General features: G+C 63.0%; 25 protein-coding genes and 1 pseudogene. 19 read left to right on the forward strand and 7 right to left on the reverse strand.

The annotated features are described in order from the left end of the window. The first annotated feature begins 7 nt into the window (after window positions 1-7). The 8 genes from ehuB to doeB all read left to right on the forward strand — a co-directional run bounded on the left by ehuB (window position 8) and on the right by doeB (window position 7606). A complete protein-coding gene (gene ehuB / locus AC0L3N_RS12005) occupies window positions 8-859 on the forward strand; it encodes an ectoine/hydroxyectoine ABC transporter substrate-binding protein EhuB (protein WP_473547797.1) in 852 nt (283 codons plus the stop codon). A gap of 190 nt (window positions 860-1049) precedes the next feature. Continuing rightward, entirely contained in the window at window positions 1050-1709 is a 660-nt protein-coding gene (ehuC, locus tag AC0L3N_RS12010; protein WP_473547798.1) for an ectoine/hydroxyectoine ABC transporter permease subunit EhuC, read from the forward strand. Between the two features lie 16 nt (window positions 1710-1725). Further along, window positions 1726-2385 carry an ectoine/hydroxyectoine ABC transporter permease subunit EhuD gene (ehuD, locus tag AC0L3N_RS12015; RefSeq protein WP_473547799.1) on the forward strand — a complete coding sequence of 220 codons (660 nt, stop codon included), beginning with the start codon at window positions 1726-1728 and terminating at the stop codon, window positions 2383-2385. 228 nt (window positions 2386-2613) lie between these two features. Next, window positions 2614-3384, forward strand: a complete 771-nt coding sequence (gene eutA, locus AC0L3N_RS12020) for an ectoine utilization protein EutA (protein ID WP_473547800.1) — start codon at window positions 2614-2616, stop codon at window positions 3382-3384. Between the two features lie 4 nt (window positions 3385-3388). Continuing rightward, window positions 3389-4381, forward strand: a complete 993-nt coding sequence (gene eutB / locus AC0L3N_RS12025) for a hydroxyectoine utilization dehydratase EutB (RefSeq protein WP_473547801.1) — start codon at window positions 3389-3391, stop codon at window positions 4379-4381. After that, complete coding sequence (gene eutC / locus AC0L3N_RS12030; RefSeq protein ID WP_473547802.1) at window positions 4378-5370, forward strand: ectoine utilization protein EutC; 993 nt, start codon at window positions 4378-4380, stop codon at window positions 5368-5370. The genes eutB and eutC overlap by 4 nt, the downstream gene beginning before the upstream one ends. A 38-nt stretch (window positions 5371-5408) precedes the next feature. Then, on the forward strand, window positions 5409-6599 hold the full coding sequence (gene doeA, locus AC0L3N_RS12035) for an ectoine hydrolase DoeA (RefSeq protein ID WP_473547803.1): 1191 nt from the start codon (window positions 5409-5411) through the stop codon (window positions 6597-6599). A 5-nt stretch (window positions 6600-6604) separates the two neighbouring features. Continuing rightward, window positions 6605-7606, forward strand: a complete 1002-nt coding sequence (gene doeB / locus AC0L3N_RS12040; RefSeq protein WP_473547804.1) for a N(2)-acetyl-L-2,4-diaminobutanoate deacetylase DoeB — start codon at window positions 6605-6607, stop codon at window positions 7604-7606. 210 nt (window positions 7607-7816) lie between these two features. Here doeB and AC0L3N_RS12045 read toward each other — a convergent pair whose 3' ends face one another. Both AC0L3N_RS12045 and cueR read right to left on the reverse strand, forming a co-directional pair. Then, a complete protein-coding gene (locus tag AC0L3N_RS12045; RefSeq protein ID WP_473547805.1) occupies window positions 7817-8365 on the reverse strand; it encodes a cytochrome c in 549 nt (182 codons plus the stop codon). Beyond that, on the reverse strand, window positions 8362-8760 hold the full coding sequence (cueR, locus tag AC0L3N_RS12050; RefSeq protein ID WP_473547806.1) for a Cu(I)-responsive transcriptional regulator: 399 nt from the start codon (window positions 8758-8760) through the stop codon (window positions 8362-8364). The genes AC0L3N_RS12045 and cueR overlap by 4 nt, the downstream gene beginning before the upstream one ends. A gap of 615 nt (window positions 8761-9375) precedes the next feature. Here cueR and AC0L3N_RS12055 point away from each other — a divergent pair. Genes AC0L3N_RS12055 through AC0L3N_RS12065 form a run of 3 tightly spaced genes read left to right on the forward strand, consistent with a single transcriptional unit; the run spans window position 9376 to window position 12397 of the window. Beyond that, window positions 9376-10473, forward strand: coding sequence for a type III polyketide synthase (locus AC0L3N_RS12055; protein ID WP_473547874.1), 1098 nt, complete (start codon window positions 9376-9378; stop codon window positions 10471-10473). Between the two features lie 17 nt (window positions 10474-10490). Further along, window positions 10491-11183, forward strand: a complete 693-nt coding sequence (locus AC0L3N_RS12060; RefSeq protein ID WP_473547807.1) for a methyltransferase domain-containing protein — start codon at window positions 10491-10493, stop codon at window positions 11181-11183. Beyond that, window positions 11180-12397 carry an NAD(P)/FAD-dependent oxidoreductase gene (locus AC0L3N_RS12065; RefSeq protein ID WP_473547808.1) on the forward strand — a complete coding sequence of 406 codons (1218 nt, stop codon included), beginning with the start codon at window positions 11180-11182 and terminating at the stop codon, window positions 12395-12397. The genes AC0L3N_RS12060 and AC0L3N_RS12065 overlap by 4 nt, the downstream gene beginning before the upstream one ends. Window positions 12398-12462: 65 nt before the next feature. Here the strand turns inward: AC0L3N_RS12065 and AC0L3N_RS12070 are convergent, their stop codons facing one another. Next, window positions 12463-12762, reverse strand: coding sequence for a hypothetical protein (locus AC0L3N_RS12070; RefSeq protein WP_473547809.1), 300 nt, complete (start codon window positions 12760-12762; stop codon window positions 12463-12465). A gap of 368 nt (window positions 12763-13130) precedes the next feature. On the opposite strand from AC0L3N_RS12070, the gene AC0L3N_RS12075 reads away from it, so the two are divergent. Continuing rightward, window positions 13131-13409, forward strand: a complete 279-nt coding sequence (locus tag AC0L3N_RS12075) for a GIY-YIG nuclease family protein (protein WP_473547810.1) — start codon at window positions 13131-13133, stop codon at window positions 13407-13409. A 406-nt stretch (window positions 13410-13815) separates the two neighbouring features. On the opposite strand, the gene AC0L3N_RS12080 is transcribed toward AC0L3N_RS12075, so the two are convergent. Next, window positions 13816-14079 carry a hypothetical protein gene (locus tag AC0L3N_RS12080; RefSeq protein ID WP_473547811.1) on the reverse strand — a complete coding sequence of 88 codons (264 nt, stop codon included), beginning with the start codon at window positions 14077-14079 and terminating at the stop codon, window positions 13816-13818. A gap of 282 nt (window positions 14080-14361) precedes the next feature. Between AC0L3N_RS12080 and AC0L3N_RS12085 the strand changes: the two genes are divergently transcribed. The 6 genes and pseudogenes from AC0L3N_RS12085 (at window position 14362) to AC0L3N_RS12110 (ending at window position 20891) form a co-directional block, all read left to right on the forward strand. Further along, complete coding sequence (locus AC0L3N_RS12085; protein ID WP_473547812.1) at window positions 14362-14685, forward strand: hypothetical protein; 324 nt, start codon at window positions 14362-14364, stop codon at window positions 14683-14685. 83 nt (window positions 14686-14768) lie between these two features. Further along, a pseudogene (locus tag AC0L3N_RS12090) lies at window positions 14769-14996 on the forward strand (LysR family transcriptional regulator); the annotation flags it as partial. A gap of 165 nt (window positions 14997-15161) precedes the next feature. Further along, on the forward strand, window positions 15162-16601 hold the full coding sequence (locus AC0L3N_RS12095; RefSeq protein ID WP_473547813.1) for an FAD-binding oxidoreductase: 1440 nt from the start codon (window positions 15162-15164) through the stop codon (window positions 16599-16601). 458 nt (window positions 16602-17059) lie between these two features. Next, a complete protein-coding gene (locus AC0L3N_RS12100) occupies window positions 17060-18559 on the forward strand; it encodes a DUF2778 domain-containing protein (RefSeq protein ID WP_473547814.1) in 1500 nt (499 codons plus the stop codon). 410 nt (window positions 18560-18969) lie between these two features. Continuing rightward, window positions 18970-19755, forward strand: coding sequence for a ThuA domain-containing protein (locus AC0L3N_RS12105; RefSeq protein ID WP_473547815.1), 786 nt, complete (start codon window positions 18970-18972; stop codon window positions 19753-19755). Between the two features lie 77 nt (window positions 19756-19832). Beyond that, on the forward strand, window positions 19833-20891 hold the full coding sequence (locus tag AC0L3N_RS12110; protein WP_473547816.1) for a Gfo/Idh/MocA family protein: 1059 nt from the start codon (window positions 19833-19835) through the stop codon (window positions 20889-20891). 132 nt (window positions 20892-21023) lie between these two features. On the opposite strand, the gene AC0L3N_RS12115 is transcribed toward AC0L3N_RS12110, so the two are convergent. Beyond that, window positions 21024-21899, reverse strand: coding sequence for an alpha/beta fold hydrolase (locus tag AC0L3N_RS12115; protein ID WP_473547817.1), 876 nt, complete (start codon window positions 21897-21899; stop codon window positions 21024-21026). Then, entirely contained in the window at window positions 21896-22498 is a 603-nt protein-coding gene (locus tag AC0L3N_RS12120; RefSeq protein WP_473547818.1) for a TetR/AcrR family transcriptional regulator, read from the reverse strand. The genes AC0L3N_RS12115 and AC0L3N_RS12120 overlap by 4 nt, the downstream gene beginning before the upstream one ends. A 126-nt stretch (window positions 22499-22624) precedes the next feature. Here AC0L3N_RS12120 and AC0L3N_RS12125 point away from each other — a divergent pair, with 126 nt between their 5' ends. Next, a complete protein-coding gene (locus tag AC0L3N_RS12125; RefSeq protein WP_473547819.1) occupies window positions 22625-23626 on the forward strand; it encodes an NADP-dependent oxidoreductase in 1002 nt (333 codons plus the stop codon). 163 nt (window positions 23627-23789) lie between these two features. On the opposite strand, the gene AC0L3N_RS12130 is transcribed toward AC0L3N_RS12125, so the two are convergent. Next, window positions 23790-24713: a LysR family transcriptional regulator gene (locus AC0L3N_RS12130; protein ID WP_473547820.1), complete on the reverse strand. Its 924-nt coding sequence runs from the start codon at window positions 24711-24713 to the stop codon at window positions 23790-23792. Window positions 24714-24760 lie beyond the last annotated feature (47 nt).

Below are 24760 nucleotides of genomic sequence, written 5' to 3' on the forward strand. Positions count from 1 at the left end.
GGGAACAATGAAGAAACTTGGCATTCTGGCCGGCCTGGCCGGTGTTGCACTGACCGCGATTCTGGCCGCCTCGACCGCGGGATCGGCCGACGACAGCAAGCTCGAAGAGCTCAAGGCACAGGGCTTCGCCCGCGTCGCCATCGCCAATGAACCGCCCTATACGGCGGTTGCGGCCGACGGCAAGGTTTCGGGTGCGGCGCCCGACGTGGCGCGTGAAATCTTCAAGCGCCTCGGCGTCAACGACATCGTCGCCTCGATCTCGGAATATGGCGCGATGATCCCCGGCCTGCAGGCCGGCCGTTTCGACGTCGTCACCGCCGGCCTGTTCATGAAACCGGAGCGCTGCGCGGCGGTCGCTTATTCGGAGCCGGTGCTGTGCGACGCCGAGGCGATGCTGGTCAAGAAGGGCAACCCGAAGGGCTTCAAGAGCTATGAGGATGTCGCCAAGGATGCCACCGCGACGATCGGGGCGCCCGGCGGCGGCACCGAGGAGAAGCTGGCGCTCACTGCCGGCGTGCCGCGTGACCGCGTCATCGTCGTGCCGGATGGCCAGAGCGGCCTGAAGATGCTGCAGGACGGCCGCATCGACGTCTATTCGCTGCCGGTGCTGTCGATCAACGATCTGGTCAAGAAAGCCAACGATCCGAACCTCGAAGTCGTCGCCCCGGTGGTCGGCGCGCCGGTCTATTGCGACGGCGCGGCCTTCAAGAAAGGCGACGAGGCGCTGCGCGACGCCTATGACGTCGAGCTGGCCAAGCTGAAGGAGTCCGGCGAATTCGCCAAGATCATCGAGCCCTACGGCTTCTCGGCGGCGGCAGCGATGTCGACGAGCCGCGACAAGCTCTGCTCGGCAAAATAGGCGCTTTTTTCCTTCTCCCCGTTGACGGGGAGAAGGTGGCCCGAAGGGTCGATGAGGGCAGCGCCATACTTTGGCTGGTTCGCGCTGCCCCTCATCTGCCTGCCGGCATCTTCTCCTCCCCGTGAACGGGGAGAAGGGGCTGTCGCGGCAGTCTCGCATAACCGCAAACGATAGGAAATTTTTGACCGCAATGACCCAATGGTCCGGCTATTTCGGCCTGATATTGCAGGGAGCACTTGTTACCATCGAGCTGACGCTGATGGGGTCGGTGCTTGCCCTGATCATGGCCTTTCTCGCCGGGATGGGGCGGCTGTCGCGTTTTTTCGCCATTCGGGCGCTGGCCACCGCCTATATCGAATTCTTCCGCGGCACCTCGATCTTCGTGCAGCTGTTCTGGGCCTATTTCGTGCTGCCCTTCATCGGCATTTCGCTGACGCCGCTGCAGGCCGGCGTGCTGGCGCTCGGCCTCAATGTCGGCGCCTATGGCGCGGAGGTGGTGCGCGGCGCCATCCAGTCGATCGGCCGCGAACAGTACGAGGCCTGCACCGCGCTCAATCTCGGCCGCTGGCAAGCCATGCGCTACGTCATCCTGCCGCAGGCACTGCTGGTCATGCTGCCGACCTTCGGCAACAACGCCATCGAATTGCTCAAGGCCACCGCCGTGGCTTCGCTGATTTCGCTCACCGACCTGACCTTCCAGGCGCAGGTGGTCCGCTCGCAGACAGGCAACACGATGGTGCCGTTCACCACCATTCTCGTCATCTATTTCGCCCTTGCGCTGATCATTTCCTGGGGCGTGCGTTCGCTGGAACGCCGCATGGCGCGCGGCCTCGATGGGGTGCGCGTCTGATGGATCGGGCCTCATAATGGAGTGGGATTGGAATTTCGTCTGGGAGATCATGCCGACGCTGATCGAGGGCGTGAAGATCACCATCCTGGCGACGCTGCTCGGCTCGGTCCTGGCCGCGATCGTCGGGCTGGCGATCGCCCTGGCGCGGCGCTCGCCGAACAAGGGCTTGTCGCGCACCGTCGGCTTCCTCGCCGAGTTCATTCGCGGCACGCCGCTTTTGGTACAGCTTTACTTCATCTTCTACGTGCTGCCGGACTTCGGTATCCTGCTGCCGCCGCTGGTGGCGGGCGTCATCGGCCTCGGCCTGCATTACGGCACCTACACGGCCGAGGTCTATCGCGCCGGCATCGACAATGTGCCGCGCGGCCAATGGGAAGCCGCCAAGGCCTGTAATCTCAACGCCAGGCAGACCTGGACCCACATCATCATGCCGCAGGCAATTCCGCCGATGATCCCGGCGCTTGCCAACTACTTCATCGCGATGTTCAAGGAGACGCCGCTGCTGTCGGCGATCACCGTGCTGGAACTGATGAACCAGGCCAAGAGCGTCGCCAACACCTATTACCGCTATGTCGAGCCGATGACCTTGGTCGGCGCCTTCTTCCTCGTCATCAGCCTATTTTCGGTCGTGCTGCTGCGCTGGCTGGAACGCCGCTATGGCAAGATCGAGAGATGACTTCGATGCTTTCGCTCTACGGCGCCCCCCCTGTCCTGCCCTCTTTGCCAAAACTTGGCATCTCCCCCACTTGGGGGGAGATCGGCTGTCACGTCTGGTTTCGCCAATTTGCAACATTGGTGAACAGGCGCTGTCAGCGAAGCTGCCGATCTCCCCCCCGTGTGGGGGAGATGTCCGGCAGGACAGAGGGGGGCGCCGTAGAGTGCAGACGTTGGTAAGGAGAGCCTGGTGACTGTCGACATCCGCTTGCATTCGACACGGCCGGCGCTCGACGCGCGTCCGCTGGAAAAGCGCGTCGGCCTGATCATCCTTGCCACCGACCATACGACCGAACCGGATTTTCGCCGCATGGTGGCAAGCGAGCGGATCGGCGTCTATGTCGCGCGCATCCCCTACGCCAATCCGACGACGCCGGACAATTTGCGCAAGATGCAGCCGTCGCTGACGTCGGGCGCAGCGCTCATCCTGCCCGACGAGCCGCTCGACGCGATCTGCTATTCCTGCACCTCGGCCTCGGTCGTCATCGGCGATGCCGAGATCGAGGCGGCGGTGCAGGCGGCCAAGCCCGGCGTACCCGTGGTTACGCCGCCGATGGCAGGGGTGCGCGGCTTGAAGGCGCTGGGCGCCGGAACGATCAGTATTCTTACTCCCTACACGGTCGAGACCAGCCGGCCGATGGCGGCCTATTTCGCGGCGCATGGTTTCGAGATCGCCAGCTTCACCTGTCTCGGCTTCGAGGACGACCGCGAGATGGCGCGGATTGCGCCGGCGGCGCTGGTCGATCTAGCGCGCGAGGCGACCGATGCGCAAGCGGACGCTCTGTTCGTCTCCTGCACGGCGCTGCGGGCCGCACTTGCCGTGGTCGGCTTGGAAGAGGCAATCGGCCGTCCGGTCGTGACCAGCAACCAGGCAACGGCCTGGAACTGCCTGCGGCTTTGCGGCGACGACGAGCCGCGCGCCGAATTCGGCCGTCTGATGACGCTGCCATTGGGACAATGAGGCCATGACACTTGCGCCTATCACCCTCTCCGACATCCGCGCCGCGCGCGAGCGCGTCGCAGGCAAGGTCGAGCGCACGCCGACCGTGCTTTCCCCGAGTCTTTCCGGGCACTTGGGCGCGCCCGTTTATCTCAAGCTCGAACATCGGCAGACCACCGGCAGCTTCAAGCCGCGCGGCGCCTCGAACGCCATTGCTTCGCTGAACGCCGAGGAGAAGGCGCGCGGCGTGGTCGCCGCCTCGACCGGCAATCACGGCCGGGCGCTGGCTCATGCGGCGAAGCTCGAAGGCATGCGTGCGACGATCTGCATGTCGCGACTGGTGCCGCAGAACAAGCTCGACGAAATCCGCCGGCTTGGCGCCGAGATCCGCATCGTCGGCAACAGCCAGGACGATGCCCAGCAAGAGGTCGACCGGCTGGTGGCGGAAGACGGTCTGATCATGCTGCCGCCCTTCGACCATCCTGATATCATCGCCGGGCAAGGCACGCTTGGGCTGGAGCTCATCGAGCAGGTTGCGGACGCCGCTCTCGTGCTGGTGCCTTTGTCAGGCGGCGGGCTGGCGGCTGGTGTCGCCGCTGCCGTGAAGGGCGTCAGCCCCGGCACGAAGGTCATCGGCGTTTCGATGGCGCGGGGTGCGGCGATGAAGGCGAGCCTCGACGCCGGACATCCAGTTTTGGTCGAGGAACTGCCAACGCTGGCGGATTCGCTCGGCGGCGGCGTCGGCCTCGACAACCGGCTGACCTTCTCGATGTGCCGCGACCTGCTCGACGACGTAATCCTGCTCAGCGAGGACGAGATCGCCGCCGGTATCCGCCATGCCTATGAACAGGAGCGCGAGATCGTCGAAGGTGCCGGCGCGGTTTGCATCGCCGCCGTGCTGGCCGGCAAGGTCAGGGCGGGCGGCCCCGCTGTGCTCATTCTGTCGGGCCGCAACATCGACATGACGCTGCACAGGAAAGTCGTTTGTGGCGAAGCAATTGAGGAGAGCGCCGCATGAGCCGGATGACGATACTCACCGAAGCTGAACTGCGCGCGATCGTGAAGCTCGATCTCGATGCCGTCGCCTGCGTCGAAAATGCGTTCCGAGCGCTTGCCACCTTGCCGGTGGCGATGCCGCCGATCCTGCGGCTCGACATTCCCGAGCATCGCGGCGAGGTCGACGTCAAGACCGCCTATGTGCCAGGGATCGACGGTTTTGCCATCAAGATCAGTCCCGGCTTCTTCGACAATCCGAAGCTTGGCCTGCCCAGCGTCAACGGCATGATGGTGCTGCTGTCGTCAAAAACAGGGCTGGTCGAGGCTCTGCTGCTCGACAACGGTTATCTTACCGATGTCCGCACGGCGGCGGCCGGAGCTGTCGCGGCAAAACATCTTTCGCGAACCGACTCCTCTGTCGCCGCGATCTTCGGCGCCGGCGTTCAGGCGGGGCTGCAGCTCGAGGCGCTTTTGCTGGTGCGGCCGATCGCGGAGGCCCGCATCTGGGCGAGGGATGCCGCCAAGGCCGAGGCCGCCGCAGATGCATTCCGCGAGCGGCTGGGCATCGTCGTGCATGCCGAGCCCGATGCGGCAACGGCGGCGGCCGGCGCCGACATCATCGTCACCACGACGCCGTCGACCGAACCGCTGATCAAGGCAGGCTTCATTTCGGCCGGCCAGCACATCACCGCTATGGGCTCGGACGCCGAGCACAAGAACGAGATCGCGCCCGCGATCCTGCGCATGGCCGATCTCTACGTCGCCGACAGCGCGAAACAGACGCGGCTGCTGGGCGAATTGCATCATGCCATCGCGGCGGGCGTGATGGCGGCCGATGCCGAGATTACCGAGCTCGGCCAGATCATCGCCGGCGAAAGACATGGCCGGCGCTCAGCCAGCGACATCACCATCGCCGACCTCACCGGCACCGGCGTGCAGGACACGGCGATCGCCATGCTCGCCCGCGATCGTGCCCGGGCGGCCAAGACGGGTACGATTTTCGAAAGCTGATGCCGGCCGCGAGGCCCAACAAACGAGGACCAAGAACAATGCAGCCCAATTTGAAATTCTCGCGCGGCGAATATGCGGAGCGCCTCGCCAAGACACGGACGGCCATGGAGGCCAAGGGAGTCGATCTCCTTGTTGTCAGCGATCCGTCCAATATGGCCTGGCTGACCGGCTATGACGGCTGGTCGTTCTACGTGCACCAGGCCGTCATCGTGCCGCCGTCGGGCGAACCGGTGTGGTACGGGCGCGGCCAGGACGCCAACGGTGCCAAGCGCACCGCCTATCTCGCCCACGACAACATCGTCGGCTATGCCGACCACTATGTGCAGTCGACCGAGCGCCACCCGATGGATTTTCTCTCGCAGGTACTGGCCGATCGCGGCTGGGGCAAGCTCAGCATCGGCGTCGAGATGGACAATTACTGGTTCTCGGCCGCTGCCTTCGCGTCGCTGCAGAAACACATGCCCAACGCCCGCTTCGTCGACGCCACTGCACTCGTCAACTGGCAGCGCGCGGTGAAGAGCCCGACCGAGATCGATTATATGCGCAAGGCCGCCCGCATCGTGGAAGCGATGCACCAGCGCATCGTCGACAAGATCGAAGTCGGCATGCGCAAATGCGACCTGGTCGCCGAGATCTATGATGCCGGCACCCGCGGCGTCGACGGGCCAGAGGGAAAAATTGGCGGAGACTATCCGGCGATCGTACCGTTGCTGCCGTCGGGCGCCGACGCGGCGGCGCCGCATCTGACCTGGGACGACAGGCCGATGAAATCGGGCGAGGGCACCTTCTTCGAGATCGCCGGCTGCTATAACCGCTACCATTGTCCGCTTTCCCGGACTGTGTTCCTTGGTAAACCCACGCAGGAATTCCTCGATGCCGAAAAGGCGACGCTGGAAGGTATGGAGGCCGGGCTTGCGGCGGCAAAGCCCGGCAATACATGCGAAGACATCGCCAACGCCTTCTTCGCGGTGCTGAAGAGATACGGCATCGTTAAGGACAACCGCACCGGCTATCCGATCGGTCTCAGCTATCCGCCGGACTGGGGCGAACGCACGATGAGCCTGCGTCCCGGCGACCGCACCGAGCTGAAGCCGGGCATGACCTTTCATTTCATGACCGGCCTGTGGCTGGAGACTATGGGGCTCGAGATCACCGAATCCATCCTGATCACCGAGACAGGGGTCGAGTGCCTGGCCAATGTGCCGCGTAAACTGGTGGTGAAGGATTGAGCCCGATGTCCCACCTTCGCCCATCACCGATTACGCCGACCGTCGATTTCGAACGCGACGGCGTGCAGCACGGGTTCCTGCGGCTGCCCTATAGCCGTGACGATTCCGCCTGGGGATCGGTGATGATCCCGATTTGCGTGATCCGCAACGGCAACGGGCCGAGCGCATTGCTCACCGGCGGCAATCATGGCGACGAATATGAGGGGCCGCTGGCGCTTTATGGTCTCGCCCGCACGCTCGATCCGAAGCACGTCAGCGGCACGGTGATCATCGTGCCGGCGATGAACTATCCGGCCTTCCGTGCCGGCACCCGCACCTCGCCGATCGACAAGGGCAATCTCAACCGCAGCTTTCCCGGCCGGCCCGACGGGACGGTGACCGAGAAGATTGCAGATTACTTCCAGCGTGAACTTTTGCCGCGCACCGACATCGCGCTCGACTTCCATTCCGGCGGCAAGACGCTCGACTTCGTGCCGTTCTGCGCCGCCCATATCCGGCCCGACAAGGTTCTGGAGGCGAAGGGGTTCGCGGCGGTCGAAGCGTTCTCGGCGCCGTGGTCGATGAAGATGCTGGAAATCGATGCGGTCGGCATGTTCGACACTGCCGCCGAAGAGATGGGCAAGCTGTTCATCACCACCGAGCTTGGCGGCGGTGGCACATCCCGCGCGGAAACGGTGCGGATCGCGCGTCGCGGCGTGCTCAATGTGCTGCGCCATGCCGGCATTGTCGCCGGTGCGGTCGAGATGCAGCCGACCCGCTGGCTGGACATGCCGTCGGGCGATTGCTTCTCATTCGCCGAGGATGACGGGATGATCGAGACGATGATCGATCTCGGCGAGCCGGTCGAAGAGGGCCAGGTCCTGGCGCGCATCCACTCCATCGGCCGCACTGGTGCCGCACCTCAAGAGATCAGGGCGACGATGTCGGGTCTATTGGCCGCGCGGCATTTCCCCGGACTGGTGAAGGCGGGCGACTGCACCGCCGTGGTCGCTGTGGTCGTCGATTGAAGGCAAGGCAATCGCTTCGGGATACGTGCGAAATTCCTCACGCTCGGCCTCGGCATCCGAACCGAGCGGTACTCCTCGTTGGCGGTCCGTAAAATTGCTTGCGACGGTGCTACTCGATCAGCAGCAAGCCGCGCTTTTTGTCGCCATCAGCGCCGCACCCGGCCAGGCAGCCATCCGGTCCTGCAACAGATCTCGCGGATCGGTCGGCGATCACAGGACCTTCTGCCGGAACTTCGAATGACAGCTTGAGCAATCCTGCAGGATAAGATGCAGGAGGTGCTCGGCTGGAGCCTTGGCAGGATCGGCTTCTGCCGCTGCCGGCCGCTTGCCGAGCAGGCTGCCGCCGCCCATCGCCGGGCCGGAACCCATCCTCATGTCGTCGGTGATGCTGGCGGGCGCCCGCTCGGCCTTGGCGGCCAGCGTGCTGGCCAGCGTCCCGATGTGACGGGCCAGCGCCTCGAATTCCGAACGGGCCTGGTCGATTTCCAACCTGGCGCCCGAAGGCGCACCCAATGTCGCGCTGGGAAATTCCGCAATGAGGGCAGGGCCGGTGCGGGCAGGTAACGTCCCGGCCGCCGCCTTGAACGCCGCGGCGTCATAGGCCAGCTTGCCATCGAACATTCCGGCGATCGTCTTTGCGGCAGCGGCCATCTCCTTCATCGAGGACTGGCGCGTCGCGACGATTGGGTCAGGTCCGGCCGCGGCCACCACCGCGGAGGCGCAGGCAAGCGACAGCATCACCACGGCGGTCCACTTCACTGAACCATGCGCTCTCCCGCCAATTCGTCGATGATCGGGCAGTCCGGCCTCTCGTCGCCATGACAGTGCTCGACCAAATGATGAAGCAGGCCACGCAATCCCACGAGTTCGGCGAGCTTCCTGTCGATCTCCCGCAACTTGGCTTCTGCGATAGATTTGACGTCGGCGCTCTCGCGGTCCTTGTCTTGATAGAGCGACAGCAACTGGCGGCATTCGTCGACCGAAAAACCCAGGCTGCGCGAGCGCTGCAGAAACCGGAGGCGGTGGATGTCGGCTACCGAATAGTCACGATAGCCATTGTCTGTCCGGGCCGGGCGCAAAAGCCCGATGTCCTCGTAGTAGCGTATCGTCTTGGACGGCAGGCCGGATTTCTCGGATGCGATGCCAATGTTCATGAGGAAATCTCTCCGTTTGCACGGAAAATAGACCTTCCATCTGCTGGAAGGTCAACCGCTGTGGTGATTTTCACCTGCCACAGCCCCTCTCAGCCGGGAAAGGGCTCGAGCGGTAGATTGTGACCATGCGGAAGGACCCAAATCGAGCGGATGCGGACGTCACCCGCTCAAGGCAGGAAACGCGGCGTCAGATGAGAGCGCTGGTCTTGGAGGATATTCAAGCCGGCAATTGTTCTTAGGATCGGGGAAGCCCGCGCCTCTGGAGGAGCGCGGGCCGACCGGGGCCCCGATCCAGCAGCCAATATCCGGGAGATACTCGCTGTCATCCTACAACTGTTAGTATTCGCTAATGTTCCATCGATCAGCAAAAAGCCCGCGCCCAGTGAGGGCCGGACGCAATGGCGTCTCGGCCCGAAGCGCGGGCTCTTCGGTGGACGCCTCAGTGATGGAGCCTATGTTCCTAGTGCCGGCGAACCGAAGCATAGCCTGGCAAACAGCACATGCTGAACCTTGGGATGAAATCAGTTCTCTGAAACGTTCATCGAACAACGCTCAAAACCTGATGTCCACATCTGGTGCTGATGACCAAACAACCTCCGGCGGTGGCCCCACAGTATACCGTGCACAACGCGGAGGAGACAGAATATGCCGGCCAAAGCGTATATCAACCGGATCGCAACAGCGGTGCCGGAGCACGAGGTTCATCAATTCTATCTGCGTTTCGCGGCCTCCATGCTTGCGGCCGATCGCCGAAGAATTTTCAAACGCATGGCTGACCTTGCCGGCATCGAGCACCGCTATTCCTGCTTTGCTCCTGCCGGCGACCCCGAAGGACCATCAGCTGATCTGGCCGGGAGGTTCATCCGGGGCGCCTTTCCTGGAACGGCCGAGAGAATGGCAATGTTCTGTCATGCCGCACCTGTTCTGGCGCAAAATGGCGTCGACGGATTGGAGCTTGGTGGCGGCGCTTCCCGCATCACGCACCTCATCGTCACCACCTGCACCGGCTTTACAGCGCCCGGCATCGACCTGGAGCTGGTTGCGCGATGCGGCCTACCGGAAAGGGTCGAACGCACGATGATTGGTTTCATGGGCTGCTACGCGGCGATCAACGGCCTCAAGCTTGCCCGCCATATCGTCCGCTCCGACCCGCAGGCCAGAGTCCTGCTGGTCAATATCGAACTCTGCACAATGCATCTGCGCGAAACGACCGAACTGGAAAAGCTGCTGTCGTTCTGCCTCTGGGGCGACGGCTGTGCGGCTGCGCTCGTCACCGCCGAGCCGCACGGCATCGAGCTCGAAAGCTTTTACTGTATCGTGGCGGACGAGCGGCGGGACCTGATGAGCTGGAGCATTCGCGACCACGGTTTCGAAATGGTTCTTTCCGGCCAGGTGCCGGCAGCGATCCATGAAGCGTTGCGGAGCAACCAGGACGCCATCCTCGGCGACCGGCCGACCGAGGCGATCGACCTCTGGGCCGTGCACCCGGGTGGACGTTCGGTTCTCGACGCCGTCGAACGGGCCCTGAAACTTGCGCCGACCGCGCTTGAGCCGTCGCGCGAGGTGTTGCGCCGATATGGAAACATGTCGTCCGCGACCGTCATGTTCGTGATGAGAGAGATGTTGAAGGCGCCACCAGGCCTGCTCGGCTGCGGCATGTCGTTCGGACCCGGGCTGACGGCCGAAACCATGCTTTTCCGAACGGTGTCATGAGCGGCCTGGAGCACCGTATGCTTGAGCCGGAAATCCTCGACGGACTTGCGGGCGACGATCCGCGAGCGCTTGCCGCGCGCCGCGACCTCCGTCGCATCAACGCGCTGATGTTTCAGGCGAAGATCATGGCGTCGCTGCTCAGGAAATTTGTGCCAAGGCCGCCACGCCGGATTCTGGAGATCGGCGCCGGCGATGGCTCCTTCATGCTGGCGGTAGCGCGGCGCATGGCCGGCCGTTGGCCTGGGGTCGAGCTGATAATGCTCGACCGCGTCGACCTCATCACCGCGCAATTGCGTAGTGATTTCGACAGGCTGGGATGGACGGTCGAAGGCGTCACTGCCGATGTCTTCGACTGGGCAAGAAAGAAGGACGGCACGCGGTTCGACGCGATCACCGTCAATCTGTTTCTGCATCATTTCGACGATGCCGAACTCGTGCGCCTGTTTTCGCTGATGGCGCCGAAGGCCCCGCTGCTGTTGGCGACAGAGCCGTCGCGGACGAAACTGGCGTTGGCCGCGACCCATTTTCTGCCGGCAATCGGCGCCAATGACGTCACACGAAACGATGCGGCTCAAAGTGTGCGTGCCGGCTTTCGCGGCAACGAGCTTTCCGGTCTCTGGCTCGCAGCAAACGGCAAACCGGTCGAGGAACGGCGCGCCGGCCTTTTTTCCCACATTTTCGTCGGCGCCAGCGCCGGTCATGACCTATGACGCGATTGTCGACCCATGACGCGATCATCATAGGCGCCGGCCCGGCGGGCACATCCGTCGCGCTGACGCTGGCCCGGCGCGGATGGGCCGTGGCTATTGTGGAAAAGAGCGTGTTCCCGCGCCGCAAGGTCTGCGGCGAGTATATATCGGCAAGCAATCTTGCGCTTCTGGGGCGGTTGGAGATCGGCGAAGCGTGGCGTGCCAATGCCGGCCCTGAAATCCGCCGTGTCGGCTTCATTTGCGGCGATGCGATTGTCGAGGCGCCAATGCCTCCTGCGAAAGATGGGCCCTGCGAGAAAAGAGATGGTTTCGGCCGGGCGCTTGGCCGGGACATTCTCGACTGTCTGCTTTTGCAGGCGGCGCGATCGGCGGGCGTCGAAATCTTTCAGCCTTACCGCGCCGTCGCCATCGATCGGGATGGCGAGATACAAATGGTGCGAATTCAAGCCGGAAACGAAACTATGATGTTGCGTGCGCCGGTGATTGTCGCCGCACACGGCTCCTGGGAACCAGGGCCGCTGCCCAGTCAGCTCGGAAAGACCAACCGGCCTTCGGACCTGCTCGGCTTCAAGGCGCATTTCACCGGGTCGTCCCTGGCGCCTGATTTGATGCCCCTGCTGGTGTTTCCCGGCGGTTATGGCGGCATGGTCTTGGCGGATCATGGCCGGCTGTCTATCTCGTGCTGCATTCGGCGCGATATGCTTGCACGGTTGCGCAAACAACCCAACCACCAGAGCCATTTGTCGGCCGCCGATGCGGTCTCCCGTCATCTGATGGAATCGTGCCGGGCTGTCAGGGATGCCCTGGAGTCAGCTCGCGCCGACGGTGCATGGCTTGCCGCAGGACCGATCCGGCCGGGAATTCGCTCCTGCTACGAACGGGACATCTTCCGCGTCGGCAATGCAGCCGGAGAGTCTCATCCTATCATCGCCGAGGGCATCTCGATGGCGCTTCAGTCCGGCTGGCTGCTGGCTTCGGAACTCGCATCCGCGCCAAGCGGCAGCGCAGGGCGGCAGGCTGCCGGCAGACGCTATGAGGCGGCCTGGAAAAGCCTGTTTTCGACGCGGGTCTACGCCGCTGCAGCGATTGCCGGCATTGCCCTTCGCCCCGGTAACGCCACCTTGATGGCGGCAATTGTCCGGAATTTTCCGCAGGCACTGACATTGGGCGCGCAACTAAGCGGCAAGACAAAGCCGGCTCCCGGCTTTATCTGACAAGTGGTGCGGCGCATCATGAGCAAACGCAGGCACTACAGCGTGCTCGACCAGCGCCAGCTCCGTCACTTGGGGCAATTCTCCATGTCCGAAGTTGCAGTGCCACTGGCGGCGTTTGTATTCGCATCGGCACCTGCCGTTTCCTTACACCGGTCACCCATGCCGTCGCCGCCATCGGTTGTTGAACCGGTTACGTTTGGATCGGCAGGAGTTGCATTGTCGGTGCCGGGAGCCATGGTGCCGGTCCCAGTCCCGGTGGTTGCTCCCGGATCGCTGGTGCCGGAACCGGTACCGCTAGATTGTGCCATCGCCGATGTGGCAAGGGCGATGCTGAGTACGGTTGCGGAAAGAATTTTCTTCATCATGGTCGGTCTCCATTCGAGTTGCATCGCTGATTGCGATAAATATCCAACGAGCGTTTTTTGCAGTTGTTCCGCCAGACAGAAATCGTGATCGAAGGGTTGAGCCCTATGGCGCTTAAGCAGCAACGCTGGGGAGCAATGCTGGCGAAAACGGCAAACGGGCGCCGTCTTTTTTCGGTTTCGATGGAACAAGATCCGCCGGCCATGGTTGGAAGCGCAGTCGTTCTACTCCAGCGACTATGAAAGCCGTTCGCACGGCGTTCGCACAAAGGCCCCGCGCTTCCTCCCCGCGGGGTCTTTTCTGTCGCTGCAGACTGCGCCGTTCGCTGCCGCCCGGCCTGCAGCGCCAACTCCAACGCTGGCGATTAGCCATGGCCCACCACGCCTTCGTCATCCTACGGCGGAGCAAGGAGCGAAGCGACGCGGCGCAGACCCTGGGATCCATTCCGTCACGTCAGCCGAAGAATGCAGCGGCTCAAAACAACACTTGTATCCGCAACGGTGCCAGCTACCCTTCCGTCATGACCGGCTATGCCACCATGACTGCAAGCCAGAAGCGCGGCACGATCTACATTGGCGTCACCAACGATCTCGGCCGCCGCCTACCGGAGCCCAAATCTGGCGAAGGCTCGCGCTTCACCAGCCGCTAGGGCGTGCAGCGTCTGGTCTGGTACGGGAACATTTCGGCATTCGCGATGCCCATTCAGCGCGGAAAATCGCTGAAGCGTTCGCCTCGCCAATGGAATATCGAGCAGGCCAAACGCAGAGTTGTTCGAGCTTTTTCGCGGAACGGGGGTGGTAGCGTTCGGGTCTGGTCCGCTGCATTCTTCGGCTGAGGTAACGGCATGGATCCCAGGGTCTGCGCCGCGTCGCTTCGCTCCTTGCTCCGCCCTAGGATGACGAAGTGGAGGGGTGTTTCGGCCAATCCGAGAGGTTTGCGATTTGCCATCAGATTGGCGACTGACAGAAACCACGGGCGGTCGCTGCAGATCGGCCCCGGCCTAGCAAAAATCAATGTGCAGAGACAGTAGCCGCGCCCATGAGCGCTGCTGCTGTTCACGGCTCGTCGATATCTTGCTTCGAGGGATTGCGCGAGATGGCGCGTTCCTCTTCGTCGTCCGGCAGCGCCTCGTCACTTTCCTGGTACGGATTGTCGTCGTCTTCCTCGGGCAGTTCAGCCTCCTTCTCGACGTCGTAACGGATGTCGCCGTTTCCCGGCACGCTGTCCGGTAGAATTTTGCCGCCTTTGATCGCGTCCCAATCCTGCTGTTCGATGGTCGGGCCTTCGGACGGATCGTCGGGTTTTCTGCGCGGTGCCATCAGAGCTCTCCTCTGCATTGGTTGCTCATACGCCTAACTCCGCGGACCGCTGCGTAGTTCCTCGATCGAACCGGCGGGATCGTTTCACGTCGATCCAGCACCCATTTCGGCTTGGCCCGCCGGCGGGGCTTTTTATCCGGGCCTTTAGTCTCTGGCCTTTAGTCTCAATGAGAGCTGACCGTTAGGCGGGGTTGCAAAAGTTGAACTTGGTCGGGGAACACTCCGTCTGTCTCGCTGTTGGTTTGCCAGCGCATCCCGCGCATTCGGAACAGGAGAACGACGATGAAACGGATCCTTCTGGCGTCGGTCATGCTGGCATTATCGGCCGGGCTTTCACTTGCCCAGACGACGAGCGGAACTTCGACGAGCGGAACGTCGACGACCACAACCATGCCCAGCACCACCGATCAGGGAACCAACTCCACCACCACAAGCGATCAGGAAACTGACTCGACCACCACCAGCGGCACGAATCCGAACTCGGCCAAGGATTGCGCACCTGGCCAGCAAGCCGGCAGCGCGCAAGAGGCCGCTCCTGGTCAGCAGGACGCGGAGGCCAAAACCGCTGCCCCCGGTCAAATGAAGAAGACTACAGAAGATTGCTGATCGGCAAATCGCCACAGGTCGGTATTGCCGGCCTGTGGTTCGCCATCCGGCCGCCTGCGTCATGCGCGATGCGTGGCGATGTCTCCGGCGGCTTTGCTAATCTCGGCGTTGCGCTGATCGCCATGCCAGAAGCGCTGCTCTACCTGGAGAGCAAGGCGCTTCGGCGCCTCGTCCCCGATTGTATGCCGACCTCGGTTCGATCTCGCTCTACTACGCCACCCGCACGCTGCTGCCGGCCAAGACGCGTGTCTTTATAGATTTCGTTCTCGATGCGCTTTCAACGCAACCATCTGGCCGAACGCTTTGCGGGACTCTGGGCTAGATCTCGTCCGATTGAGCGCAGCCATGCAACCGCCGATGCGTGCCCCAGATGCCAGCCAGCAAGCGGCTATGAACTTGCGTGACCTCTAATATAGGGGCACACTTCGAAACGGGTGGAGGGAAAACGGCTCAAAAAAGCAATCGGGAGGAAAGCCATGGACAGCATGAGCCTCACTACGCTTGAACGCGGCAAGACGACAGTCGATGCCGCAGCCCTGGAGGCGCTTTCGGCAAAATTGCGCGGTACTGTACTGAGGGAAGGCGACGCCGCCTATGACGACGCACGCAGCATCTGGAATGCCGTGATCGACCGGCGGCCCGGGCTGATCGTGCGCTGCGCCGGCGCCGCCGACGTTATCGCCGCCGTCAATTTTGCCCGGGAAAACAGGCTGCTCGTCGCGGTTCGCGGCGGTGGCCACAACATCGCCGGCAGCGCTGTCTGCGATGGCGGCCTGATGATCGATCTGTCGCCGATGAGATCGGTGCGGGTCGATCCGGCGACGCGGCGGGCATGGGTTGAACCTGGCGCGATGCTCGCCGATGTCGACGCGGAAACACAGGCCTTCGGATTGGCGGTGCCGATCGGCATCAACTCGACCACCGGCATTTCAGGCCTGACGCTGGGCGGTGGCTTCGGCTGGATCACGCGGAAATTCGGCCTGACCATCGACAATCTTCTCTGCGCCGATGTGGTTACCGCCGACGGCAAGCTGCTGCGCGCCAGCCAGACCGAAAACCCGGACCTGTTCTGGGCGCTGCGCGGTGGCGGCGGCAATTTCGGTGTCGTCACGGCTTTCGAGTTCAAGCTCCACCAAGTCGGTCCGCAGGTGCTGTCGGGGCTTGTCGTTCATCCCTTCGCCGATGCCGAAAACGTGTTGGGGGAATACCGAGCTGCGCTCGAAGCAGCGCCCAATGAGCTGACCTGCTGGGTGGTCATGCGGCAGGCGCCGCCGCTGCCGTTCTTGCCGGCCGAATGGCATGGCAAGGAGGTGCTGGTCCTGGCCATGTGCTATTGCGGCGGCCTTCAGGAGGGCGAGAAAGCGACGCAGAGGCTTCGCGCCATCGGCACACCGATTGCCGATGTGGTCGGCCCTAACCCGTTCACCGGCTGGGAGCAGGCATTCGATCCGTTGCTGACTCCCGGGGCCCGCAACTACTGGAAGAGTCATGACTTCACCGAGCTTTCCGACAGCGCGATCGAGGTCGTCACGGCCGCGATACCCCGGCTTCCGGGGCCGGAATGCGAGATATTCTTCGCTCATATCGGCGGTGCCGCGGGCCGCGTGACAGCGGATGCAACGGCGTTTCCGCAACGCAGCGCGCATTTCGTCATGAATGTTCACGCCCGCTGGCGCGAACCGGAAATGGACCGCGCCTGCATCGACTGGGCGCGCGGTGTTTACGAGGCGGCCAGGCCCTATGCCGCCGGCACGGCCTATGTGAACTTCATGCCCGAGGACGAGGTCGACCGGGTCGAAGCCGCCTATGGCGGCAACTACCGGCGGCTTCTGGAAATCAAGCAGCGTTATGACCCGCTGAACCTGTTCCGCATGAACCAGAATTTGCGCCCGGCGGAAAGCCTGCGCGCCGCATAGGCGGGAGCACGCAATGGCCCGCGCCTCCGACGGAGGACGCGGGCCAAGGCGGCGCCGGCAGCGCAGCCTGCGCGCACGATCATGGGGATGCGAACGCTTTTATCCTTCAACTGACGCCCGCCCAGGCAAGGTCTAGTGCTTTCGTTTTCTTGACTCGGCCTGCAAAAACGGGCAGCAAAGCCTGACACGGAGGGCTTTTCCGCCATTTTCATAGTTTTTGGAGGGAGCTTTTTTGATATCGACCTTCGCCCAATCGGCGATCGGTAGTGGGATTGGTTAACCAAGTTTGTCCATCTTTTGAATCAATCGGCAACAGACGCGAAGCGTGCAGGGGGCACTAGGCGACTGTGATTGTGACGGCTGCGAGCCCCGCGTGCCGCAAGGCCGATTGAGGTTGGTGTATGGCGTTTGTGCGTTTGAAAAACCGGGGTGACAATCCTGATTCTGGATTGACTTCGATGAGGCCCGGCCTGCGCTGGGCCGCGATTCCCATTGTCGGCGTGGCGATCGCTCTGTGGTCGGTGGCGACCGTGGCCGGTCTCCATTCGGTGGGAACCTCGCTCACCGCCGCCTCCAACAGTCTTCCGCAAAACCTGCTCGCGCCGCGCACCATCGCGCTCGCCGATCCCCAGCGCACGCTTCCCAATTCATGGACCAATTCGTGGGCGCCACTGGCAAGCCGGCAGCGTCAGGCGTCGCTGCTCAGCCGATGTGATGCCGGTTGCGCGCAGGCCGCCGCGAGCTTCGTGCATGAAGGCAAGGTGGCGCGTCTCAAGCCCTCAGCGAAGTCGAATATTGTGCCGGTTGTCGCAGAAATCTCGGCGCAAGCGCGCTTCGACCGCGTGGTGGCGAAAGCCGCGCTGTCGCCGCAAAAGCTTGCTGCTGCCTTTGCCCACGTCACCGCGGCACCTCCTATGCTTGCCAGCCAGCCGCCTGCCGCGCGCTTTGCGGAGCCGGTGCGCCTGCCCGATCAGAACGGCCCGGCCCCGGTGCGCTTCGGGCCGGAGGTCGCGGAGATCGAACGATCCTCGCGGCTGGCGCTGGCGCTAGCGAATGCATTGCCGGAACAGATGATCGATGTGCTGCCGGAGGTGGCGACAGCCGACCCAGCTGTCCCGCAAGAGGGCGAGGTGCAGATGGCCTCGCTGCCGCCGCAGGACGAGATACCCGACAGTATTCCCTTGCCGACCTTCCGCCCGCATGCGGAAATCGATCAGTCAGACGAGGCGCCCGAGGTCGAGGCACCCAAGGTCAAAGCGCCCAAGGTCCAGGCATCGAAGGCCGCCAAGGCCCAGTCTCAGCCATCCAAAGCCAACAGGGTGCAGACCGCAGATGCTCCGCAGGTCGAGACGCCCCGGGCGCCAGCCTTGTCACCGAGGAGTTCGTCACCGGCGGCGATACCAAGCATGCAAGCCAACCAGGACATGCAAGGCAGGCCGGGCATGCAAAGCAGCCCGGGCATGCAGGGCAGCCAGGGCAAGCCGGCCAAGCGGTCGAAGGCCGCAGACATGCTGGCCTATGCCAAGCCCGACAGCCCGGCGGGCGGCGGGGCCTTCCGCAACCTGTTCAGCAGGCCCGGCGTGGGCAACGGCGTCGCCGTCTACGACATCTCGGCGAAAACCGTCTATATGCCGGACGGCTCACGGCTCGAGGCGCATTCGGGACTGGGCTCGATGGCCGACCAGCCGCGCTATGCCAACCGGAAGAATGCCGGCCCGACGCCGCCCCACACCTACGATTTGAGGCTGCGTGAATCGCGCTTCCATGGGGTGGAGGCGCTGCGTCTCACTCCTATCGATGGCAAGAACAAATATGGCCGCGACGGCTTTCTTGCGCACACCTACCTGCTGCGCAGCGGCCGCGCGGAATCGAGTGGCTGCGTCGTCTTCAAAGACTACGCCCGCTTCCTCGCCGCCTTCAAGAAGGGCAAGATCAAACGCCTCGTCGTGCGCGGTTAACCAAGCCGCTGATGCAGGTTGCGTCGGAAGGGACGGGGCCCCTGACCATCTGCGGCGGTGTAGAAACAAGGCGTTCTGTAGCGATCCTTCGCGCCCCCCTCTGTCCTGCCTCTTTGCCAAAACTTGGCATCTCCCCCACAAGGGGGGAGATCGGCAGCTTCCACGCTCCGCTCATTCCTACAACGTTGGCGATTTGCGAAGCCGACGTGACATCCAATCTCCTCCCAAGTGGGGGAGGTGCCAAGTGGTGGCAAAGAGGGCAAGACAGAGGGGGCGCTGTCCCGCCGGGATCGCCGGATTTCCACCCAATTGTCAGCAACCGACCTCGAAAGCGTTTTCATTCCCGGCCAGGGATACTATGACTGACCGGTACCGGGGCGGCGGCGGCTTCAACCAATCGAGAGGATGTCATGACTATACGCGCTGTCGTTTGGGGCGAGAATATCCACGAGCGGACCAATGAGGTGGTCGCCGGGATCTACCCCGAGGGCATGCACGCCACGATTGCCAACGCCCTGAAGCTCGACCCCGAAATTTCCGTATCGTGGGCGACCCTTGAGCAGCCGGAGCATGGCCTGCCGGCCGAGCGTTTGGCGCAAACCGATGTGCTCGTGTGGTGGGGACACAAGGACCATGGCGCCGTCGCCGACGAAGTCGTCGAGCGCGTGGCGCGCCGCGTTTGGGAAGGCATGGGGCTGATCGTCCTTCATTCCGGCCATTTCTCGAAGATCTTCAAGACGCTGATGGGCACGCCCTGCACGCTGAAATGGCGCGAGGCGGGCGAGCGCGAGCGGCTCTGGGTGACGAGCCCCAACCACCCGATCGCTGCCGGGATCGGCGAGTATTTCGAGCTCGAGAGCGAGGAGATGTATGGCGAGCAGTTCGCCGTGCCGGAGCCGCTGGAAACGGTGTTCATCTCCTGGTTCCAGGGCGGCGAAGTGTTCCGGTCGGGGCTGACCTATCGCCGCGGCGCCGGCAACATTTTCTATTTCAGGCCAGGCCACGAGACCTATCCGACCTATCACGACGCCACCGTCCACAAGGTGCTGCGCAACGCCGTGAAATGGGCGCACAACCCGCTCGGCTCAAACCCGGCCATCCTCGATGCGCCGAATGTGCCGGTAGAGAAGGCGCTCGAGCCGATCGTCGAGCGCGGCGGAAGACTTCATGCCGCGGGCGAAGCCGGTTTTCGCTAGGCGCCTATTCCGAAGCTTCGGTTCGGAAAATCAACGCTCAAACAAGAAGATAAAGCCTCATCCTAAGGATAAGAATCATGCGTCTCCTGATACTCGGCACCGGCTGGATGGCGGAAGAGCACGCCAGGCAGTTCAGCAAGATCGAGGGCGTCGAACTGATCGGCGCCGTCGACCTCGACAAGAAGCGCGTCGACGAGTTCTCGGACAGGTTCGCTATCCCCAACCGGTTCGCGTCTCTGGAAGACGCGCTCGCATGGGACAAGTTCGACGCGGTGGCGAACGTGACGCCGGATCGCATCCACCATCCGACCACCATGATGCTGATCGCGGCGGGCAAGCCGGTACTGTGCGAAAAACCGCTGGCCGAAAATTACCAGAGGGCCAGTGAAATGGCCGATGCCGCCGAGCAAGCCGGTATCATCAACATGGTCAACCTGACCTATCGCAACGTCGCCCCGCTGCAGAAGGCGCGCGCCATGGTGCTGGCCGGCGAGATCGGGCAGATCAGGCATGTCGAGGCATCCTATCTGCAGAGCTGGCTGGTTTCCAAATTCTGGGGCGACTGGCGCATCGATCCGAAATGGCTCTGGCGGCTGTCGCGCGGCCACGGCTCCAATGGCGTGCTGGGCGATGTCGGCATCCACATCCTCGATTTTGCCAGCTATGGCGCGGCGCTCGACGTCGACCATGTGTTCTGCCGCCTCAGGTCGTTCGACAAGGCGCCCGGCAACCGGATCGGCGAGTACGAGCTCGACGCCAACGACAGCTTCACCATGGCGCTGGATTTCAGCAACGGCGCCTTCGGCGTCGTCCATGCCAGCCGCTGGGCAACCGGTCATCTCAACGAATTGCGGCTGCGCATCTATGGCGACAAGGGCGGCATCGAGGTCGTGCACAATCTGAAAAACTCGGAGCTGAAAGCGTGCATGGGCGAGGACATCGAGAACGCCAAATGGCAGGTTCTCGATGCCGGAACGGTGCCGACCAACTACCAGCGCTTTGTCGATGCGGTGCGCACGGGCGTTCCGCCTGAGCCGTCGTTCCGCCACGCGGCTGAATTGCAGAAGGTGCTCGACCTCGCCGTCGTCTCCGACGAGAAGCGGGCAGAGCTCAGGGCCCATGCGGATACACAATAAGCTTGGGTTCCTCGCCCCGGCGAGGCGGGGGTGAGGAACCCAGGTCCTACGGAGTCATCGTCCGCTACAGACCTTCAACCTTGCGTTGCAGACGACAGCTAGTCGTCACCCGATGGATCGGACCAAGCGCCGTTAGGCCTGGAGGAAGTCCAGGGCCTTTTTCACGAAGGCGTCGTGATACTGAAAAATGGCCGTATGCCCGCCGTCCTCGTACAGGACCAGCTCGGCATTGGGAAAGCGCCGTGCCATGTCGACGGAATTGCTGGTGGGCACCATTCTGTCGTGATCGCCATTCACCACGAGGACCGGGTGCCGGATACGCGACAGGTCGGCAGGGCGCTCCTGGCCAAAGGCGCGGACCGCCTTGAGCTGCTGGCTGAAGGCGCCGAGAACGATGGGCTTGTCGCGGTCATTGGTCCGTTCCTTCAATCGCTGCAGAAACTCGCGCGCAGCCTTCTTGCCGTTGGGGCTTTGGGTGAAGAAGAGGTAGTTCTTTGGGTCCTTGATGGTCAGCGCGGCGCGGATCATGTCGAAGATGGTGACGAACGTCACCCTGTCGATGCCGGTACCCCCGGCTGGGCCGGTTCCCGCGAGGATGATCTTGCGAACCAGATTAGGCTCCAGCTGAACAATCGCCTGGGCGATGAAGCCGCCAAGAGATAGGCCGAGCAGGTCGACTTGCTGGAAACCGAGGGCCCGGATGAAGGCGACCGCGTCGCGGGCCATCGCCTCCACCGTATTGGGAGTGGAGCCGCCTGATGCGCCAACACCACGGTTATCGAAGGTGATAACTCGCCGTTTTGCGGCAATACCATCGACGACCCGGGGATCCCAATTGTCGAGAACTGCACTCAGATGGGTAAGAAAGATCACCGGTACCCCGGTTGTGGGCCCGAGTTCCCGGTAGGCGAATTTCGTACCGCCGACGTCGACCGTTTTCGTCGGCACGTCCCTGTGTTTGACGATCGCGGCAGGTCGCGATAGTCGCGATAGCTGATGCACGTTCATGATGGTTTCCTTTCTTCTGGCTTGCCGTTCTCGTGGGGCTGGAGCAACGCCTTCGCCGCTACCGCGCCAGCCTCAAGAATGCGATCGGACAGTTCGGTTCCGTTCACCGCGCGGGACAGCTCAAGCGTGCCGATCAGGGTCGCGAAGACACCGAATGCGACAGCCTCGGGGTCGCGGGCGTCGGGCGTCAGTTCGGCCGCCACCTGGCGTACGAGCTTGAGCAGGTGTTCGGCGTAGACTTGGCGCGTCTCGACCGGCTCACGCGCAATTTCGGGCAACAGCGCGGCTGAAGCGCAACCTTTGCCTGGATTGTCTCGGTGTTCCGCCGACAGATACGCGTCGATGGCCAGTGACGGGCCGCCGGCGGCCAATAGCTCCTGAATCTGGGTCGCCTGAATCTCCAGGGCGGCCGCCAAACTCTCACGAACAAGCGCCGCCTTGGACGGAAAATGGGGATAGAAAGCTCCATTGGTCAGTCCCGCCTCGCCCATGATACCGGCGAGACCTGATGCAGCGATGCCGTCGGAGCGAAACCGGTCGGTCGCCACATCCATGATCCGCTGCCGCGATGCTTCCTTCCTGCCCTTCTCGTAGCGCATGTTTTTCTCCTTCGATCAGCTATTGCATTACGAGCATATTATCATTAAATGATCGTAATGCAATAGGGCGACGCATCGGAGATGTCGATCGGGCGCTCCGGGTCTCCTCAATTTGGGAAAGCTACAATGAAGGCCTTCGTCGTCGATCGATACGCAAAGAACGCTCCCCTCCGGCTTGGAGAGGTTCCGGAGCCGGAAATAAGGGAGAATGACGTGCTGGTGCAGATCCATGCCGCCAGTCTCAATCTGCTGGACTCAAAGCTCAGGGACGGAGAATTCAAACTCATCCTGCCCTATCGCCCACCCTTCGTTGCAGGCCATGACGTGGCCGGAACGGTCGTTCGCGTCGGCTCGAAAGTCCGACAGTTCAAACCGGGCGACGAGGTCTATGCGCGACCGCGCGACGGTCGGGTCGGGGCTTTGGCCGAGTACATCGCCATAAATGATGCGGACTTGGCCCTGAAGCCGAAGAACCTCAGCATGGAAGAGGCTGCGTCCATTCCCCTGGTGGGGCTGACCGCCTGGCAGGCGCTGGTTGAAAGAGCGAAGCTGAAGAAAGGACAGAAGGTCTTCATTCAGGCGGGCTCCGGCGGAGTGGGAACATTCGCCATTCAATTGGCAAAGCACCTCGGCGCGACGGTCGCCACGACAACAAGCGCCTCGAACATGGATATGGTCAGGAAGCTGGGCGCCGATGTCATCATCGACTACAAGAAGGATGATTTCGAGAAAGTCCTTTCGGGCTACGACGTCGTCCTGAACAGCCAGGACAACAAGACCCTCGAAAAGTCCCTGCGTGTGTTGAAGCCAGGTGGCGTCGCCGTTTCGATTTCCAGTCCGCCCGATCCTGGATTTGCCAAGGAGAAGGGTCTGAGTGTGGTGCTGAACTTGGTCATGCGCTTTTTGAGCGCCGGCATCAGGAGGCGGGCGAAACGCGCAAATGTCCGATATTCGTTCCTGTTCATGGCGGCCAATGGGGAGCAGTTGACCAAAATCACGTCTCTCATCGAAACGGGCGTCATCCGCCCGGTCATAGATCGGGTCTTCCCGTTTGAGCAGACCAATGAGGCCTTGGCCTACATCGAGCAGGGCCGCGCCAAAGGCAAGGTTGTCATCAGGGTCAAATAGCTTGGCAATGCTTCAGGCGACTATCCACTCCTCTCGGCCATCGGCGCAGCCAACTGGGTGAGTCGGAACTCTTAATGCTGCAGGATCTCGCTCAGGAAGGCGCGGCTGCGGTCGGTCTGGGATTGGGCGTTGCCGGTGCCGCAGCCGACCGAGGACACGCCGGCTAACGCGGCTTCCCAATCCCCGGGATGCCGCCGATCCGCTCGGCGAGAAAGTCGACCAGCAGCCGGACCCTGGCAATGCCCGCGCGCTCCGGAACGATCAGCATGCTCAGCGGAATGGGAGGCGGGGCGTAGTCCGGCAGGATCACTTCCAGCCGGCCGGCCGCCAGGAGATCGTCGACAAGCCAGTGATGGGCAGGTGCGATGCCGCGCCCGGCGACGAGCGCTTCGCGCGCTGCAAGCCCATGATCGATCCGAAATCGGCCGCCGAAAGGCACCGCATGGCGTTCGCCGCCCGGCCCCTGCAGGGCGAGCGTGTCGCTTCCTGCGATGTTCGACATCCGGATGCCTTCATGGCCAGGCAGGTCCTGCGGGACAGCCGGTCTGCCCCGCGCCGCCAGATAGGCCGGCGACGCCACCAGCAGGCGCCGGGACTGGCCGAGCGCCCGCAGCTTCATCGAGCTGTCGGTGAGCGGACCGAGGCGAAGTGCGATGTCGACTCCCTCCCGCACAAGGTCGATGCACTCGTCGGTGAGGTTGAGATCGATCCCGATGTCGGGATAGCGGTCCTGAAAGGCGAAGATCAGGCGGCTGACGTGCAAGACCCCGAGCGCCGCCGTGCAGGATATCCGGATCGTGCCGGCCGACGCCCCGCGGGTGCCCCGTGCCTCATCGCCGGCCTGCTCGACGAGGCGCAGGATCTGGATGCTGTCGGCATAATAACGGCTGCCTTCATCGGTCATCGTGACGCGCCGGGTGGTCCTGCTGACCAGGGGCACCCCGACGGCGTCTTCGAGCTCGCGCAAATGCCGTGTGACCGTCGACTGCCCAACTCCGAGTTCGCGCGCCACCGCTGACAGGCTGCCGCGCTCGGCGACGCGAACGAAGGTGCGCATGCGCTCGAGGGTCACATCAGATCTATCCATTATTCGGCATAATCTTATGCATTGCCTGGATATAGCGGATCACCCCA

It is taken from the genome of Mesorhizobium sp. WSM4807 (assembly GCF_055811615.1).